The following is a 16,875-nucleotide window of genomic DNA, read 5'->3' as shown; positions in this document are numbered from 1 at the left end:
GGCCGGGCCTAGAACTTCCAGCGCTCGGCCAGCTTGGCCGGGCGCAGCGTGTCGTATTCCTCGAAGGGCTGGTGGATCCACGGGCTGGAGGGCAGCATTTCCACGTAATAGTCGGGCAGCACGGTGGAAATGCCCTTCACCCAGATCACCGCGGTGCGCAGCTCGGTGATGTTCAACGGTCCGGCGCGCAGGCGGTCGGCCACGGCGCGCAGCGTCTCGCCGGAATCGGCCAGGTCATCGACCAGCAGCACGCGCCCGCTGAGCTCGCCGCGGGGCATGGTGATGTAGTGCGCGATCTCCACGCGCGAACGCTCGGCATTCGCGCCCGAGGCGTAGGAACTCGTGGACATGATCGCCAGCGGACGGTCGAACACGCGCGACAGCACGTCGCCCGGGCGCGTGCCGCCGCGCGCCAGGCAGAGGATCTGGTCGAATTCCCAGCCCGATTTGTGGATCTTCAGCGCGAGCTTTTCGATCAGGGCGTGGTATTCGTCCCACGACACGTACATGTTCTTGCCGTCTTCGCTGAGCATGGCCTCTTGCCTCTTGCGCCGGGGCACGGCGCGGAACAATGGTGGGGATCGCTGGCGGTTCAGGCGCCGAAGGGGTGCTGCAACACGATGGTGTGGTCGCGGTCGGGGCCGGTGGACACCATCGCGATGGGCGTTCCGCTGAGCTCGGCCACGCGCTCCAGGTAGGCGCGCGCGCGCGCCGGCAGCTGCTCCCAGCGGGTGAGGCCGGCGGTGGTATCGCTCCAGCCGGGCATGCGCTCGTAGCGCGGCTCGCAGCGCGCGATGTCGTCGGCGTCCAGCGGCAGGATGTCGATGTCGCGGCCGTCCAGCCGGTAGCCGGTGCACAGCAGGATCTCGGTCAGGCCGTCCAGCACGTCCAGCTTGGTGACGCACTGGCCGGTCGTGGAGTTCAGGATGTTGGCGCGCTTGAGCGCGGCAGTGTCGATCCAGCCGCAGCGCCGCGGACGCCCGGTCACCGTGCCCCGCTCCTGGCCCACCGTGTGCAGGTGGTGCCCCACCGTGCCCGGCTGGTCGATGGGCAGCTCCGACGGGAAGGGGCCGCTGCCCACGCGGGTCGTATAGGCCTTGGTGATGCCCAGCACGTAGTCGATCTCCCCGGGGCCCACGCCCGAACCGGCGGCGGCGTTGCCGGCCACGCAGTTGCTGGAGGTGACGAAGGGGTAGGTCCCGTGGTCCACGTCGAGCAGCGTGCCCTGGGCGCCTTCGAACAGCAGGCGGTCGCCGCGCTGGCGGCTCCGGTGCACGTGGTAGCCCACGTCGGCCAGCATGGGGCCGATAGGCTCGGCCAGCTCCAGCAGGCGCGCGTAGGTGGAGTCGAAGTCCACCGTAGGGGCGTGCAGGAACTCGCGCAGCGCGAAGTTGTGCCAGTCCAGCGCCTCGCGCAGCTTGTCGGCCAGGCGCCCGGGATGCTTCAGGTCCTGCGCGCGCACGGCGCGCCGGGCCACCTTGTCCTCGTAGGCCGGGCCGATGCCCTTGCCGGTAGTGCCGATCTTGCCCACGCCGCGGGATTCGCGGCTGGCTTCGCGCGCCACGTCCAGCGCCACGTGCGAGGGCAGCACCAGCGGGCAGCTTTCGCTGATGTGCAGGCGCGAGCGCAATTGCACGCCGGCGGCCTCGAGGCGGGCGATTTCCTTCATCAGGTGCTCGGGGTCGACCACCACGCCGTTGCCGATGTAGCAGATCACGTCCGGGCGCATGGCGCCCGACGGAATCAGCTGCAGCGCCGTCTTCTGGCCGTTGATCACCAGCGTGTGCCCGGCGTTGTGGCCGCCCTGGAAGCGAACCACGCCCTGTGCCTGGTCGGTCAGCCAGTCGACGACCTTGCCCTTGCCTTCGTCGCCCCACTGGTTGCCCACGACGACCACGTTACGTCCTGTGCTCACGACACTTCTTGCCTTTTCGGAAAATGAAAATGGGATAGGGTCCGCGCGCCGCCGCGCGCCTCAGGCCGCTGCCGACGGCGCGCATGCGCGCACCGCCCAGCCGCCTTCGGCGCGAACGAGTTCGCGGTCCAGGCGAAAACTCTCGCCCTCGAACTCGGCACCCGCCGGCAGCTCGATGACCACGTCTCCGGCTTCGCGCAGGGCACGCACGGCCTGCACGTAGCCGGGTTCCTCCGACCACTGCGCGCGCACGGCGGCGCGCGGCGCCGGGGCGCGCATGCCGCGCACCAGCTCGCGCAGATCCATGGAAAAGCCGGTGGCCGGGCGTGAGCGCCCGAAGGTGGCTCCGACCTCGTCGTAGCGCCCGCCGCGCGCCAGCGCGTCCGGGCGGTCCGGCGCGTACAGGCCGAAGATCACGCCGCTGTGGTAGTGGTAGCCGCGCAGGTCGGCCAGGTCCACCTGCACGTCGCAACCCGCCTGCTCGTGCAGCCGGGCCAGGCGTTCCAGGTCGTCCAGCGCCCGCAGCACGGGCTCGCGGGCGGGCAGTACGCGGCGCGCCTCCTGCAGCACGCCGGCGTCGCCGAACAGTTCGGTCAGCGCCAGGATCGGCTCGCGCTGCGCCTGCGGCAGCGCGGCGGTGAGCTCGCGCAGGCGCGGCACGTCCTTGCGCGACAGCGCCTCGAGCATCGCCGACAGGCGCAGCGGGCCGGCCACCAGGCCGCCCAGCACGCCGCGCACCAGGCGCGCGTCGGACAGCCCCAGCGCCAGCTTGTCGTAGCCGGCCAGGCGCAGGCTGTGCAGGGCCAGGTGCTGCACCTCCAGGTCCGCCTCGAGCCCGGCGTGGCCGTAGAGCTCGACGCCGAACTGCAGCGGCTGGCGCGTCGCGTACACGCCCTGCGCATGGGTGTGCACGATGCTGTCGCAGTAGCACAGGCGCACCAGCCCCTGGCGGTTGAGCAGGTGCGCGTCGATGCGCGCGGCCTGCGGCGTCATGTCGGCGCGCAGGCCCAGCATGTGGCCGGAGACCTGGTCGACCAGCTTGAAGGTCTGCTGCTCCAGGTCCTGCCCGGTGCCCGAGAGCAGGGACTCGACGTATTCGAGCAGCGGAGGGATCACCAGCTCGTAGCCGTGGCTGGTGGCATGGTCGAGCAGCGTGCGACGCAGCTGCTCGATGGCCGCGGCCTCGCGCGGCAGCACATCGGAGAAGCGCTCGGGGAGCAGCCAGGCAGTCATGCAGGGCAAGGGAAGACCGGATGTTCGAAAAATGGCCAGCCCGCATTCTAGGGCTTGGGGCCGGCGGGGGGCACGGGCGCAAGCCCGTGGCGTTTCAGCGCTTGCGCACGCCGCTGTCCGCCGGCCGCCCGCCAGGGCTGCGCATGTAGCGGAAGAAGTCGCTCGACGGGTCGAGCACAAGCACGTCGCTGCGGCTGTTGAAGCTCGCCCGGTAGGCCTCCAGGCTGCGGTAGAAGGCGGCGAACTCCGGATCCTTGCCGAAGGAGGCCGCGTAGATGCGCGCGGCCTGCGCGTCGCCTTCGCCCTTGAGGGTCTGCGCCTTGCGGTAGGCCTGCGCCAGCAGCACCTCGCGCTGGCGGTCGGCCTCGGCGCGGATCTTGTCGGCCTCGGCCTGGCCTTGCGCGCGCGTCTGGTCGGCCTCCAGCTTGCGCGCCGCGGCCATGCGCCGGTAGACGGAGTCGGTCACGTCGGCCGTGTAGTCCAGTTCGGTGAGCCCGGCGTCGGTCACCTCGATGCCGCTTGCGCCCAGGGTCTTGGCGAGCTGGGCGCTCAGCCTGGATTCGAGTTCGCCGTCCTGCGCCGCCAGCACGCCCTTCAGGTCCAGCGCGGCCAGGTCGGAGCCCAGCTGCGAGCGCAGCGCGGCGCCGATGCGGTCGTCCGCCGCCGATTCGCCGGCGCCGAAGGCACGCAGGTAGGCCTGCGGGTCCCGCACACGCCATTTGACGAACCAGCCGGTCACCAGGTCGTCCTTGCCGCGCGTGGCGAAGGCGTCGGGTTGCACGCTGCGCAGCGTGCGCAGGCGGCCGTCCAGCAGCACCACGTTCTCGATCGGCGCGGGCCACTTGAAATACAGGCCGGGCTGGCTTTGAACGCGGTCGACGCGTCCCATCGCGTAGACCGCGCCGAACTGGCCGCGGTTGACGACGAATACGCTCGAACTGGCGGCCGCGAGCACGAGCACGGCGGCGAGGACGGCAAGGGCAAGACGGTTCATCGGCGGTAGCCTGATTTCAGGGGGCGCGGGAGCTTCAGCGCGACTCGCGCTCGCGCAGCGAGTCGCGGCCGCCGCGCGCGGGAGAGGCCTGCGAGGCGGGCGATGCCGGCTGCGCGGAGGAGGCTGCCTGCGCGGGCGAGGCCGGCAGTTGCGGCAGCGAGGCCGGCAGGCCGGGCAGCGGTGCCGCGCCACGCTGGTCCGCCAGGGCCGCGGCGGCCGGGGCCGAGGCTCCCGGCACCGGCGCCTCGCGCAGCAGCTTGTCCAGCGGCAGGTACAACAGGTTGTTGGAGCCGTGCGAACTCACCAGCACCTTGGTCACGCTGGTGAGGATCTGCTGCATGGTCTGCAGGTACAGGGACTCCCGCACCACTTGGGGAGCCCGGCGGTATTCGTCATAGACCAGGTCGAAGCGCGATGCATCGCCCTGGGCCTGCGCCACCACGCTGGACTTGTAGCCTTCGGCCTGCTGCACCAGCGCGGCCGCCGTGCCCTGCGCACGCGGCAGCACCTCCTGGGCGTAGGCCTGCGCCTGCGCACGCAGGCGCTGCACGTCCTGCTCGGCCTTGGCCGCATCGTCATAGGCCGGCCGCACCGGCTCCGGCACGGACACGCGCTGGATGCTCAGGTCGGTCACGCGCACGCCGCTGTGCCAGCGGTCGAGCAGTTTCTGCACCCGCGCCTGCGCGTCGCGGGCGATGGCGGAGCGGTCGCCGTGCATCACCTGGCGCAGGCTGGTGCCGCCGATCACCCCGCGGATGGCTTCGCGCGCCGCCTGCGATACCGCGGCTTCAGGGTCGCGGTCGCCGAACACGAAATCCACCGCGTTACCCACCCGCCATTGCACGCTCAGGCGCAGGTCGACGATGTCGCCGTCGGAGGTCAGCATGGACGAACGGGGCGCGCCGCTGAGCGTGCCCACCGAGGAATCGCCCACCGGCTGGGTATGCAGCGCATCGGCATCCACCACGACGGCGTTGCCGAAGGGCGCCGGAACATGCCAGTTGAGCCCGGCCTGGTCCACCGACGAGACCCTGCCCAGGCGGCTGATCACCGCCACCTGGCCCTGCTGCACGACGAAAAAGCCCGAGGCCAGCCAGCCCAGCGCGAACACCACCACCAGCGCGGCGAGCACGCGGCCCAGGGTGCGCGGAGAGGCCGGAAAGCCGCCGGGACGGCGCGGCGGGCGCAGGCCCCCTCCGCCGCCGCCGCCGGCGCGGCGCCGGCCGAACAGGCCGTTGAGCTTGCGGTTGAAATCGCGCCAGAGTTCGTCGAGGTCGGGCGGGCCCCCGGACCCCTGGCCGCGCGGGTTGCGCCGCTCCCCTTCCGGGGGCACGCCGCCGCGGCCGTCGCCCGAACCGGATCCGCCACGGCCGCCGCGGCCCCAATCCGGGTCGCCTTCGCCGGCGTGCAGCGGGCGCGGACGCAGCGGGCCGCGCTGCGGAGTACGGATCGGAACGAATCGCATCGGGAACGAAAGGGAGGTCAGACGGGATGCACGATGTCGGCCTGCGGCGCCGGCGCCTCGGCCCCGGAACATGCGTCGGCGGCCTCGGCATGAAGCAGCTGCTTGCGCGCCAGTTCGGCCAGGCGCTCGCGCAACGCGTCGAGCCCGAGCCCGCTCAGCGCGCTCACATCGAAGCTGTCGATGCTAGCACGGAGCTGCCCCGCGGCCCGCCTGCGCGTGGGCGGCACCGGCCCGTCGAGCATGTCGATCTTGTTGTAGATCAGGATCTGGGGAACCTGCTCGGCGCCGATCTCGCGCAGCACCTGCTGCACCTGCTCGATCTGCTGCTCGGCCTGCGGGTTGGATGCGTCCACCACGTGCAGCAGCAGGTCCGCCTCGGCGGCCTCGTCCAGGGTCGCCTTGAAGGCCTCCACCAGGCTGTGGGGAAGTTCACGGATGAATCCCACGGTGTCGGAGAGCACGGCCGTCAGGCCTTCGCCCAGCCACAGCCTGCGCGTGGTGGTGTCGAGGGTGGCGAACAACTGGTCGGCCGCATAGGCGCGGGCATGGGTCAGCGCGTTGAACAGAGTGCTCTTGCCGGCGTTGGTGTAGCCGACGATGGATACCTGCAACTGCGAGCCGCGGCGCCGCGAACGGCGCTGGGTGGAGCGCTGGCGCTGCAGCTTGCGCAGGCGCAGCTGCAATTGCTTGATCTTGTCCTCGAGCATGCGGCGGTCGAGTTCGATCTGCTTCTCGCCCGGGCCGCCGCGCAGGCCGATGCCGCCCTGCTGGCGCTCCAGGTGGGTCCAGCCGCGCACCAGGCGCGTGGCGGCGTGGCGCAGGCGCGCCAGTTCCACCTGCAGCTTGCCTTCGCCGCTGCGCGCGCGGCGGGCGAAGATCTCCAGGATCAGCGCGGTGCGGTCCCACACCGGAACGCCGAATTCGCGCTCCAGGTTGCGCTGCTGCACCGGCGACAGCGCCGCGTCGAACAGCACGCAGCCGGCCTGCGCCTCGAGCACCTGATCCTTGATCTGCACCACCTTGCCCGATCCCAGGTACAGCGCGGGGTCGATGTGGCGCCTGCGGCTGAAGCTGCTGCCCGCCGGCCGCAATCCGGCCGACACGGCGAGTTCGTGCAACTCCAGCAACTGCGGATCGGGATGGGGCTGCCCCACGTCGGCACCCACCAGCACCGCTGCTGGCAGGCCCGGGGAGGCCGCGGGCAACCCGGGCTGGGCCGGGCCCCCTCGGGAAGGGGGCCCGGCCCAGCCCGGCCCCGGGGACGCTGGTTCAGGCTGCAGCTTCGGACTCGCTTGCACCGACTTGGAAGCTCACGGGACGGGACGGAACGACGGTGGAAATGGCGTGCTTGTACACCATCTGCGTGACGGTGTTGCGCAGCAGGACCACGTATTGATCGAAGGACTCGATGTGACCTTGAAGCTTGATGCCGTTGACCAGGTAGATCGAAACCTGGACATGCTCCTTGCGCAGCAGGTTCAGGAAGGGGTCTTGTAACAACTGCCCTTTATTGCTCATGGAAAACTCCGGTTGTGTTTTTATGGAAAATACTTCCACCCCGACGAACATAGCACAAAGGCCTGCCCCTTCCGGGCGCTGCCCGACACGTCCCGCCTGCCCCTGAGGTCATGCGCCGGAATCCGCCCGGAAGGCCTCAGTCCCGGGAGTTCTGGAAGGGGTTGCGCGAAGTGCGGTACTCGATGCGCAGCGGCGTGCCGCCGAGCTTGAAGACGCGCGCGAAGCGCGACTCCAGGTAGCGCGTGTAGCTGTTCGGCACCTTGTCCAGGGAATTGCCGTGGATCACGATCACCGGCGGATTCTGGCCGCCCTGGTGGGCGTAGCGCAGCTTCGGGCGCACGGTGCCGGCGCGCGGCGGCTGCTGGAAGGCCACCGCCTCCTGCAACTCGCGGGTCAGGCGCGGCGTGGACAGCTTGGCGAAGGCCGCGCGGTGCGCCTCCACCACCGAGCGCAGCAGCGGGCGCAGGCCCTTGCGCGAAATCGCCGAGATCTCGTGTCGGTGCGCGAAGCCCAGGAAAGGCAGGCGCTCGACCACGCTGGCCGCGAAGCGCTGGCGCTGGTAGGCGTCTGTCATGTCCCACTTGTTGGCCGCCACCACCAGCGCCCTGCCCGCCTCCACCGCGAAACCGGCGATGTGGGCGTCCTGGTCCGACACCGGCTCGCTGGCGTCGAGCAGCAGCACCACCACGTTGCAGGATTCGATGGCCTGCAGGGTCTTGACCACGGAGAACTTCTCGATGGTCTCGAACACCTTGCCGCGCCGGCGCAGCCCCGCGGTGTCGATCAGGGTGTAGGAGACGCCGTCGCGCTCGAAAGGCACCTCGATGGCATCCCGCGTGGTGCCGGGCTGGTCGAAGGCGATGACCCGCTCCTCGCCGACCAGCGCGTTGATCAGCGTGGACTTGCCCACGTTGGGGCGCCCGATGATGGCCAGCTTGATGGTGCGCGGCGCCAGCAGCGGCGCAGCGCGTGCCGGGAGTGCCTGGCCCGCGGCGGCCTCGCCGCCGTCCTCGGGCGCCGCGGCGCCGGATTCGGCCGCGGCCTGTTCCGCGGCCCCGGACTCCTCGGGTCCCTGGAGCTCGGCTTGCTCGGGCTCGGCTTCGCGCAGGCACAGCGCGCAGGCCGCATCCAGCAGCGGGGCCACGCCCTGGCCGTGCGCGGCGCTGACCGGCAGCGGCTGGCCCAGCCCGAGTTCATGGAACTCGGCCATGGCCGCGGGGCTCAAGCCTTCCGACTTGTTGACGGTCAGCAGCACCGGCTTGCCGGTCTTGCGCAGGTACACGGCGATGTGCTGGTCCTGCGGCGCCAGCCCCGTGCGGGCGTCCACCAGGAACACCACCACGTCGGCCTCGGCGATGGCCTGGCGGGTCTGGCGCGCCATTTCGGCGACGATGCCGGTGTCGACCACCGGCTCGAAACCGCCGGTGTCGACCACCAGCAGCGTCTGGTCGCGCCATTTCGCGCGGCCGTAGTGGCGGTCGCGGGTCAGGCCCGGAATGTCGGCGACGATGGCGTCGCGCGAACGGGTGATACGGTTGAACAGGGTCGACTTGCCCACGTTGGGGCGGCCGACCAGGGCGAGCACGGGAACCATCGTTTCCTATCCGGCGATCGGGTTCGGACCGCGCCTCAGCGCGGCAGGAACCCGTAGATGCCGCCCTTGCTGGTCACCACGACCAGCGTGTTGCCGGCCAGGCTCATCGGCGAGTCGATGGGAGATCCGTCGGTCGACGCACGGCCGATGATCTGGCCGTCCTTGGCGTCGAGGAAGGACACGTAGCCCTGCAGGTCGCCCACCGCGACGGTGTGGCCCGCCAGCAGCGGGGCGCCGAGCTTGCGGTACTTGAGCTGGTCGTTGTGCCACAGCTGCTTGCCGTCGGCCACCGCGTAGGCCTGCACCACCCCGTCGGCCTGCGCGGCCGCGAGTTCCTGGCCGTTCTGGCTCACCGAGCTGTAGCCGTCCGCGCGCGCCGACCACAGCAGGCGCCCGCTGGTCATGTCCACGCAGCCCAGGTCGGACTGGTAGGCCCGCGAGCAGGCCACGCCCTGCGCCAGCGCGGGGGTCCCGGTGATGCTGACCAGGCGCTCCACCTCGGTGACGCCGCGCGGGCGCCCGATCTGCACGTCCCACAGCGCGGTGCCGTCGGCCAGGCGCACGGCGTGCAGCCGGCCGCGCGCGTCGCCCAGCACCACGTCACCGTCGGCCAGCGCCATGCCCGAGCCCCGCTGCAGCAACAGCGCGGGGGCGCTGAACTCGTCGTCCCAGCGCTTGGCGCCGGTGGCCGCGTCGAAGGCCCACAGATGCTGGTCGGCGCCCTGCACGACGATGATGCCGCCGAACACGGCCGGCGGCGTGATCACGCTGCTGGGCAACTGGTAGCGCCAGAGCACCTGGCCCTGCGGGCCCAGCGAGACGACCTGGTTGACGGCGTTCACCACGGCGCTGAAGTTGCCGTCGCTGCCCACGCCGGCGCTGATGCCGCCGTCGACGTGGCTGTGCCACAGTTCGCGCCCGTCGGAGGTGCTCAGGCAGAGCACGTCGCCGTTGGACGAGGCCACCACCACGCGGGCGCCCGCCACCGCGGCGTGGAAGGTCGACGGTACCGGGCCGACGCTGTCATGCCAGACGGTGTCCACCCGCAGGATCGGGGGCACCGGCCCCAGCGGGGTCGGGTCCGGCTGCTTGGGCGCCGACGAACAGGCCCCCAACAGGCCGAGCAGGCCCAGCGCCACGCCGGCACCCACCACGCGCGCAAGACGCGCCATCCACAGTCCGCGCTTCATTCGGCTCCCCCGACACTCTCGATCTTGATTTGCAGCAGCTGGCGCAGCGCCGCGTCGGGCGCCAGCCGGGACAGTGCCTGCTCGTAGGCCTTGCGCGCCTGCTCGCGCTGGCCCTGCGCGGCGTAGACGTCGCCGCGCCGGGTCAGGAACAGCGCCTCGAAGGCCGGCGCCGGAGGGGTCTTCAGCGTGGCCAGCGCGGCCTCGTACTGGTGCGCGTCGATCTGCAGCGCAGCCAGGTTCAGCATGGCCGCGGCGCGCTGCGCCGCTACCGGGCCGTGCGCCGCCGCCCAGCCCAGCACCGGTAGCGCCTGCGCCGCCTGGCCGGCGTTGTCGTAGGCACGAGCCAGCGTCAGCGCGCCCATCTGCGCGTACACGGTGGAGCCATAGTCCTGGCGCAGCTTGCCGAAGATCGGCGCGGCATCGTTCAGGTCGCTGGCGGCGATGCGCTGGCTGAGCTGGGAGTACAGGCTCGAGGCCTGCGCCGCGCGCCGGTGGGTCCACCAGTGCCAGCCGCTCCAGCCGGCCCAGGCCAGCGCCGCGACCAGCAGCAGGGCCGAGATGGCGGTACCCCACTGCTGCCAGAAGGCACGCAGCTGGTCGATCTGATCCTGTTCTTCGAGGTTGTAGCTCATGGGCTCGGCACGGGTTGGCGATCGGGCATTCTAGTTGCCGCTTCGCGGCTCAGGCCCCGGTCAGGCCATCGATCAGCAGCGACGCAGGCTGCAAGGCCACGCTGCGCTGCTGCTGTTCACCGCCGGCGCGCAGGGACTTCACGCTCACCTCGCCGGCCAGCCACTCGGCCTCGCCGAAGATCAGGGCGTGGCGCGCCCCGCTGGCGTCGGCCTTTTTCATCTGCGACTTCAGGCTGCCGCCTCCGGCATGCATCAGCACCGCCAGGCCGGCCGCGCGCAGTTCCTCGGCCACCTGCAGCGCGCGCGGCAGGGCCGGCGTGTAGGCCAGCACCACGTAGGCGTCGGGCGCCGGGGCCTCGGGCTGGCGCTCGGCCTGCGCCAGCAGGTCGAGCACGCGCTCGATGCCCAGCGCCCAGCCGCAGGCCGGAGCCGGCTTGCCGCCGATCTGCTCGATCAGGCCGTCGTAGCGCCCGCCGGCGCACACCGTGCCCTGCGCGCCCAGCTGGTCGCTGACCCACTCGAACACGCTCAGGTTGTAGTAATCCAGCCCGCGCACCAGGCGCGGATTGACCACGAAATCCTGTCCCGCCGCGCGCAGCAGCGCCTGCAGGCCCTCGAAATGCGCGCGCGACTCCTCGCCGAGTTCGTCCAGCAGGCGCGGCGCGTCCTGCACCAGTTCCTGCATCGCCGGGTTCTTGGTATCCAGGATGCGCAGCGGATTGCTGTGCAGGCGCCGGCGCGCGTCCTCGTCGAGTTGCGCCGCGTGGGCCTCGAAATAGGCGATGAGCTTGGCGCGGTGGCTGGCGCGTTCGGGCGCCTGGCCCAGGCAGTTGATCTCCAGGCGCAGCCCGTGCAGGCCGAGCATGGTCCACAGGCGCCGCACCATGAGGATCAGCTCGGCATCCACGTCGGGACCAGCGAAACCCAGCGCCTCCGCGCCCACCTGGTGAAACTGGCGGTAGCGCCCGCGCTGCGGGCGCTCGTGGCGGAACATCGGGCCCGTGTACCACAGGCGCTTGCCGCCGTCGTACAGCAGGTTGTGCTCGATCGTCGCCCGCACGAGGGAGGCGGTGTTCTCCGGGCGCAGGGTCAGCGCCTCGCCGTTGAGCGAGTCGGTGAAGCTGTACATCTCCTTCTCGACGATGTCGGTGACCTCGCCGATGCCGCGCACGAACAGCGCGGTGGGCTCGACGATGGGAGTGCGGACGTTGCGGTAGCCGTAGGCGCGCATGAGTTCGCGCACCTGGGATTCGAACCATTCCCAGCGCGCCGATTCCGGCGGCAGGATGTCGTTCATGCCCTTGACGGCGCTGAGCTTGGGATTCATGTGGGGAATCGGGATACGGATCGGAATGCGGATCGGGAAGGCCGCGCGGCCGCGGCCGGCCTGGCGGCCGCCCGGGGCCCCGCCGGCTCGGGGCTTCAGAGCTGCGCCTCGGCGCGCACGCCCCAGCGCCGGCGGATGTAGTCGTCGACCAGCGCGATGAACTGCGCCGCGATGTCCTCGCCGCGCAGCGTGTGGCGCTTCTCGCCGTCGACGTACACCGGCGCGGCCGGCTGCTCGCCGGTGCCGGGAAGGCTGATGCCGATGTCGGCGTGCCGGCTTTCGCCGGGACCGTTGACGATGCAGCCCATCACGGCCACGCGCAGGCCCTCCACGCCCGGGAACTCGCGGCGCCAGCTGGGCATGCGCTCGCGCAGGTGGGCGTCGATGTCGCGCGCCAGTTCCTGGAACACGCTGCTGGTGGTGCGCCCGCAGCCCGGGCAGGCGGTGACGCTGGGGGTGAAGGTGCGCAGCCCCAGCGCCTGCAGGATTTCCAGCGCGACCACGACTTCCTGCGTGCGCGCCTCGCCCGGCTGCGGCGTCAGCGACACACGGATGGTGTCGCCGATCCCCTCCTGCAGCAGGATGGACAGCGCCGCCGCGGAGGCCACGGTGCCGCGCGTGCCCATGCCCGCCTCGGTCAGGCCCAGGTGCAGCGCGTAGTCGCAGCGCCGCGCCAGTTCGCGGTACACGGCCACCAGGTCGCGCACTGCCGAGACCTTGCACGACAGCAGGATCTGGTGCCCCGGCAGGCCGAGTTCCTCGGCCCGCCGCGCCGACTCCAGCGCCGAGCGGATCAGGGCTTCGTACATCACCTGGCGCGCATCGCGCGGGCGCGCCAGCGCGGCGTTCGCGTCCATCAGCGAGGCCAGCAGTTCCTGGTCCAGGCTGCCCCAGTTCACGCCGATGCGGACCGGGCGGTTCCAGCGCGCGGCCACCTCGATCATCTGCGCGAACTGGCGGTCCTTCTTGTCGCCCTTGCCGACGTTGCCGGGGTTGATGCGGTATTTGGACAGTGCCTGCGCGCACTCGGGATGGCGCGTGAGCAGCAGGTGGCCGTTGTAGTGGAAGTCGCCCACCAGCGGCACGTCGACTCCCATGCGGTCGAGCTGCTCGCGGATGCGCGGCACGGCGGCCGCGGCTTCGTCGGTGTTGACGGTCAGGCGCACCAGTTCGGAGCCGGCCTGCGCCAGTTCCTTGACCTGGATGGCCGTGCCGACCACGTCGGTGGTGTCGGTATTGGTCATCGACTGCACGCGCACCGGGGCGTCGCCGCCCACGGTGACGCTGCGCGAGCCCCAGGCCACCACGGCCTGGCGCGTCAGGTGGCGACGCGGCTCGGCGTCGTCGATGTCCGCGTCGCCCGCGGCGACGCCCAGCATGTCGTTCATTCCCGGACCTTCAGGGTGTCGTGCCCTGCAAAACGAGGCGCGCCACGTTGCCGCCGCCAGCCTGCATCGCCACCGGCTTGCCGCCGAGGCTGACGCGGGTCTGCGCGGCGTTGCCCACGGTCAGGTGCAGGGGGAAGTCGCCCTGGCGCGTGGCCACGTCCTGCGAGGCTCCCGGCGCGAGCAGTCCCGTGTAAAGCACCCGTCCCGACTGGGAGCGTACGCGTACCCAGCTTTGCGCGCTGGCGCCAAGGTTGAGCAAGGGGCCGGGCGGCCCGGCAGCCGCGGCGGAGGCACTGGCGCCACCCGCCGGGGCCGGCGCGGACGCCGCAGGCGTGCGTGCCGATGCCGCCGACGCGCCCCCGCCCGGCGGGCGGGCTCCCGGCACCGCGCCCGGGGCGCCCTCGGCCCGGCCCGATTCGGCCGCGGCCGCCGGAGCCAGGGCCACGGCAGACGATGCGGACGGCAACACCGACGACACGGCCGACGAGCCTGCCGGAGAAGCCGGGGGGGCAAGGTCCGGCGCGGACGCGGCCGCCGAGGCGGGGCCGGCCGGCGGCGAGCCCGGAACGATCGTGACGCCCGGACCCGGGCCGGCCGCGCGGTGGGTCAGCAAGGCGCGCAATTGCTGCGCCACGTAGCCGAGGCGCTCCGCGCGGGGCAGAACCATCAGGCCCAACGCCACCACCACGACCAGCAGCCCCAGCCAGACCAGACGACGGCCGGATCCATGCGTACCCACGGGTTCCGCGGGCCGCGCCGGCCCCATGGTCACACCGGCCGCCGGCAGGATCGGCGTGCCGCGCACGAACACCGGGGGCAGCGGGCGCAGCACTTCGTCGGCATCGGCGCGTACGGCTTTCGCCGCGGCGCGCAGCAGCCCGCGCGCGTGCGCCGCATCGTGCAGTCGCTCCCACTCGCCCGTTTCCAGCGCGGAGATCTTGTCGGGCGAGACCTTCAGTTGCGTGGCCAGTTCGTTCAGGCTGCGTCCGGCGGCCTCGCGCGCCGCGCGCAACAGCGCTCCCGCCTGGCGGCGCGCGGCGAGTTCGGGCTCGCCGCCGCCGGCGTCGGAGGGCTGCGTATTTCGAAACGGCGGATTCGACACGGCGCTCAGTGCGGAAGCAACGCGGAATCGTCGTAGTGCCCCTGCTGGGCCGCGATGGCCTCGGCCGAATCGGGGTACTTCTGCACCAGCTGCTGCGACCACTGGTTGGAGCTGACGGCGTCGCCCGCCTTGCGCGCGATCAGCACGCCCAGCCACAGGGTCTGCGCGGTGGCGGCGTTGCCGGAGTTGACGCGGCGGATGTAGAACATCGCCTTGGGATACTCATGGCGCAGGTACTGCACCATCGCCAGGTTGGTGGACAGCGCCGGGTTGGAAGGGTCCAGCGCGAAGCCCTGGCGCAGGGTCTTCTCGGCCCCCGGGAGGTCTCCGGCGCGGTACTGGCACACCCCGTAGGCCAGGTCGGTGCGCTGGGCGTTGCGGTAGCCGGGCACGGCCAGCGCCTTGCGGAACATCTCGAACGATTCCGGATAGCGCTTGACCGAGCACAGGAACCAGCCGTAGTTGTGCAGCGTGTCGGGGTTGCTGGGGGCCAGCGACAAGGCCTTGCGGAAGCTGGACTCGGCCTGGTCGTTCTGTCCCAGGCTCATGTGAATCAGCGCCTGCATGGTGTAGGCCGGCACGTAGCCCGGGTCTTCCTGCAGGGCCTGCGTGACCTCGCCCAGCGCCACGTCGGGCTGGCCGCGCTGGTAGTAGCCCTCGGCCAGTTCCAGGCGGATGCGCGCGCTCTTGTCGGCCTGCGTGGGCTGCGTGCCCGGCGCGGTGCCCGCGTAGTTGCCGCTGCCGCTCGCGCCGCCGCCCGGCGCGGCGCAACCGCCCAGCACGGCCAGCGCGAGGCCGAGCGTCCACGCGGTGGCCGCGCGGGCCCCGCGCAGCCTTGCGGCGCGGAATCGAGTCAGGGTTGCAGTCATGCCGATCGTTCCTGGTTCGCTGCGGGCGCGGCGTCCGACGCCGCGATCGCCACCACGCGGCCAGCGCGCCGGGTGGTGCGATCCAGCACCTCCCCGGCGAGTTGCCCGCAGGCGGCATCGATGTCGTCGCCACGGGTCTTGCGCACCGTGGCCACGATCCCGGCTTCGATCAGCATGGAGGCGAACGCCGCCACGCGCTGCGGCGGCGAGCGCCGCAGGCCCGAGCCGGGAAAGGGATTGAACGGAATCAGGTTGCACTTCCACGGGAAGCGCCCGCGCATCAGCTCGATGAGCTGGCGCGCCTGCTCGGGCCCGTCGTTCACGCCGTCGAGCATGCAGTACTCGAAGGTGATGAAGTCACGCGGCGCGTGCGCCAGGTAGCGCTCGCACGCCGCCAGCAACTCGGCCAGCGGGTACTTGCGGTTCAGCGGCACCAACTGGTCGCGCAAGGCGTCGTTGGGGGCATGCAGCGACACCGCCAGCGCGACGGGGCAATCGGCCGCCAGGCGGTCGATCATGGGCACCACGCCGGAGGTGGACACGGTGACGCGGCGCCGCGACAAGCCGTAGGCATCGTCGTCGAGCATCACCCGCAACGCGGGAATCAGCGCGCCGTAGTTCTGCAGCGGCTCGCCCATGCCCATCATCACCACGTTGGAGATCGCGCGCTCGCCCTTGGGCAGCCCAAGTTCGCGGCGCATGGTGAACTCGGCCCACCACAACTGGGCCAGGATCTCGGAGCTCTCCAGGTTGCGCGCGAAGCCCTGCGCCCCGGTGGAGCAGAAGCTGCAGGCCATCGCGCAACCGGCCTGCGAGGACACGCACAGGGTGTTGCGCGAGACCTCGGGAATGAACACCGACTCCACCGCGTTGCCGGCGCCGACGTCGAACAGCCACTTGACCGTGCCGTCGCGCGAGCGCTGCTCGCTGAGCACCGGCAGGGCCTGCACGCAGGCGCCCTGCTCCAGCCACGCGCGCAGCGGGCGCGCGAGGTCGGTCATGGCCTCGAAATCGGCCACGCCGCGCTGGTGCACCCAGTGCATCAGCTGGCGCGCGCGGAACGCCTTGTGCCCCGCGAGGCCGAGCCACTCCACCAGGCCGGCCTTGTCGAACTGCAGCAGGTTGACGGCTCGGTTCATCGCGGGACGGGCAGGCGGGGATCTCAGCGCGAGAAGATCCAGTTCGACGGGAAGAAGAACGCGATCTCGATGGCGGCGTTCTCCGCGCTGTCGGAACCGTGCACGGCGTTGGCGTCGATGCTGTCGGCGAAATCCGCGCGGATGGTGCCGGCAGCCGCCTTCTTCGGGTCGGTGGCGCCCATCAGCTCGCGGTTGCGCGCGATCGCGTCCGGACCTTCCAGCACCTGCACCAGCACGGGGCCGGAGACCATGAAGTCCACCAGATCCTTGAAGAAGGGACGCTCCTTGTGCACCGCGTAGAAGCCTTCGGCCTCGGCGCGCGACAGGTGCATCATGCGGGCCGCCACAACCTTCAGGCCGGCGGACTCGAAACGGTCAATGATCTTGCCGATGCAATTCTTCGCCACCGCATCGGGCTTGATGATCGAGAGCGTACGCTCCATGTGTTTTCTCTCCAGATAATCAAAACGTTAATCGGAAATTGTAAGGCCCTGCGCGAAGGCACTGCG

Annotated in this window: 16 protein-coding genes; all 16 read right to left on the bottom strand. The window is 71.3% G+C overall.

The window, feature by feature from the left end; translation table 11 throughout:
- Nucleotides 1-8 precede the first annotated feature (8 nt).
- On the bottom strand, nt 9-533 hold the full coding sequence (locus D466_RS0103990) for a phosphoribosyltransferase (protein ID WP_018912414.1): 525 nt from the start codon (nt 531-533) through the stop codon (nt 9-11).
- A 59-nt stretch (nt 534-592) separates the two neighbouring features.
- A complete protein-coding gene (locus tag D466_RS0103985) occupies nt 593-1,915 on the bottom strand; it encodes an adenylosuccinate synthase (protein ID WP_026284864.1) in 1,323 nt (440 codons plus the stop codon).
- Nucleotides 1,916-1,975: 60 nt separating this feature from the next.
- A complete protein-coding gene (locus tag D466_RS0103980) occupies nt 1,976-3,148 on the bottom strand; it encodes an ATP phosphoribosyltransferase regulatory subunit (protein WP_018912412.1) in 1,173 nt (390 codons plus the stop codon).
- A gap of 94 nt (nt 3,149-3,242) precedes the next feature.
- Nucleotides 3,243-4,142: a protease modulator HflC gene (gene hflC, locus D466_RS0103975; protein WP_018912411.1), complete on the bottom strand. Its 900-nt coding sequence runs from the start codon at nt 4,140-4,142 to the stop codon at nt 3,243-3,245.
- A 34-nt stretch (nt 4,143-4,176) separates the two neighbouring features.
- Entirely contained in the window at nt 4,177-5,607 is a 1,431-nt protein-coding gene (hflK, locus tag D466_RS0103970; RefSeq protein WP_018912410.1) for an FtsH protease activity modulator HflK, read from the bottom strand.
- Nucleotides 5,608-5,624: 17 nt separating this feature from the next.
- A complete protein-coding gene (gene hflX / locus D466_RS20470; protein WP_231385655.1) occupies nt 5,625-6,812 on the bottom strand; it encodes a GTPase HflX in 1,188 nt (395 codons plus the stop codon).
- A gap of 64 nt (nt 6,813-6,876) precedes the next feature.
- Nucleotides 6,877-7,125: an RNA chaperone Hfq gene (gene hfq / locus D466_RS0103960; protein WP_026284862.1), complete on the bottom strand. Its 249-nt coding sequence runs from the start codon at nt 7,123-7,125 to the stop codon at nt 6,877-6,879.
- Nucleotides 7,126-7,261: 136 nt separating this feature from the next.
- Nucleotides 7,262-8,719, bottom strand: a complete 1,458-nt coding sequence (der, locus tag D466_RS0103955; RefSeq protein ID WP_018912407.1) for a ribosome biogenesis GTPase Der — start codon at nt 8,717-8,719, stop codon at nt 7,262-7,264.
- A 35-nt stretch (nt 8,720-8,754) separates the two neighbouring features.
- Nucleotides 8,755-9,909 carry an outer membrane protein assembly factor BamB gene (bamB, locus tag D466_RS0103950; protein WP_018912406.1) on the bottom strand — a complete coding sequence of 385 codons (1,155 nt, stop codon included), beginning with the start codon at nt 9,907-9,909 and terminating at the stop codon, nt 8,755-8,757.
- Nucleotides 9,906-10,541, bottom strand: a complete 636-nt coding sequence (locus D466_RS0103945) for a tetratricopeptide repeat protein (RefSeq protein WP_018912405.1) — start codon at nt 10,539-10,541, stop codon at nt 9,906-9,908. Before D466_RS0103945 ends, bamB begins: the two co-directional genes overlap by 4 nt.
- Nucleotides 10,542-10,590: 49 nt before the next feature.
- Nucleotides 10,591-11,868 (bottom strand): histidine--tRNA ligase, encoded by a 1,278-nt coding sequence (hisS, locus tag D466_RS0103940; protein ID WP_018912404.1) that lies wholly within the window; start codon nt 11,866-11,868, stop codon nt 10,591-10,593.
- Between the two features lie 95 nt (nt 11,869-11,963).
- A complete protein-coding gene (gene ispG, locus D466_RS0103935) occupies nt 11,964-13,247 on the bottom strand; it encodes a flavodoxin-dependent (E)-4-hydroxy-3-methylbut-2-enyl-diphosphate synthase (RefSeq protein WP_026284861.1) in 1,284 nt (427 codons plus the stop codon).
- A 19-nt stretch (nt 13,248-13,266) separates the two neighbouring features.
- Complete coding sequence (locus D466_RS22640; protein ID WP_018912402.1) at nt 13,267-14,358, bottom strand: RodZ domain-containing protein; 1,092 nt, start codon at nt 14,356-14,358, stop codon at nt 13,267-13,269.
- 5 nt (nt 14,359-14,363) lie between these two features.
- Nucleotides 14,364-15,227 carry a type IV pilus biogenesis/stability protein PilW gene (gene pilW, locus D466_RS0103925; protein WP_018912401.1) on the bottom strand — a complete coding sequence of 288 codons (864 nt, stop codon included), beginning with the start codon at nt 15,225-15,227 and terminating at the stop codon, nt 14,364-14,366.
- A complete protein-coding gene (gene rlmN, locus D466_RS20455) occupies nt 15,224-16,366 on the bottom strand; it encodes a 23S rRNA (adenine(2503)-C(2))-methyltransferase RlmN (RefSeq protein ID WP_018912400.1) in 1,143 nt (380 codons plus the stop codon). Before rlmN ends, pilW begins: the two co-directional genes overlap by 4 nt.
- A gap of 23 nt (nt 16,367-16,389) precedes the next feature.
- Complete coding sequence (gene ndk, locus D466_RS0103915) at nt 16,390-16,809, bottom strand: nucleoside-diphosphate kinase (RefSeq protein ID WP_018912399.1); 420 nt, start codon at nt 16,807-16,809, stop codon at nt 16,390-16,392.
- Between the last annotated feature and the right edge of the window lie 66 nt (nt 16,810-16,875).

The sequence above is a fragment of the Thiomonas sp. FB-6 genome (assembly GCF_000377645.1).
Lineage (GTDB): Bacteria > Pseudomonadota > Gammaproteobacteria > Burkholderiales > Burkholderiaceae_C > Thiomonas_A.
Note: the sequence above shows the minus strand (reverse complement) of the source record. Positions and strands in the feature narration are given on the sequence as shown.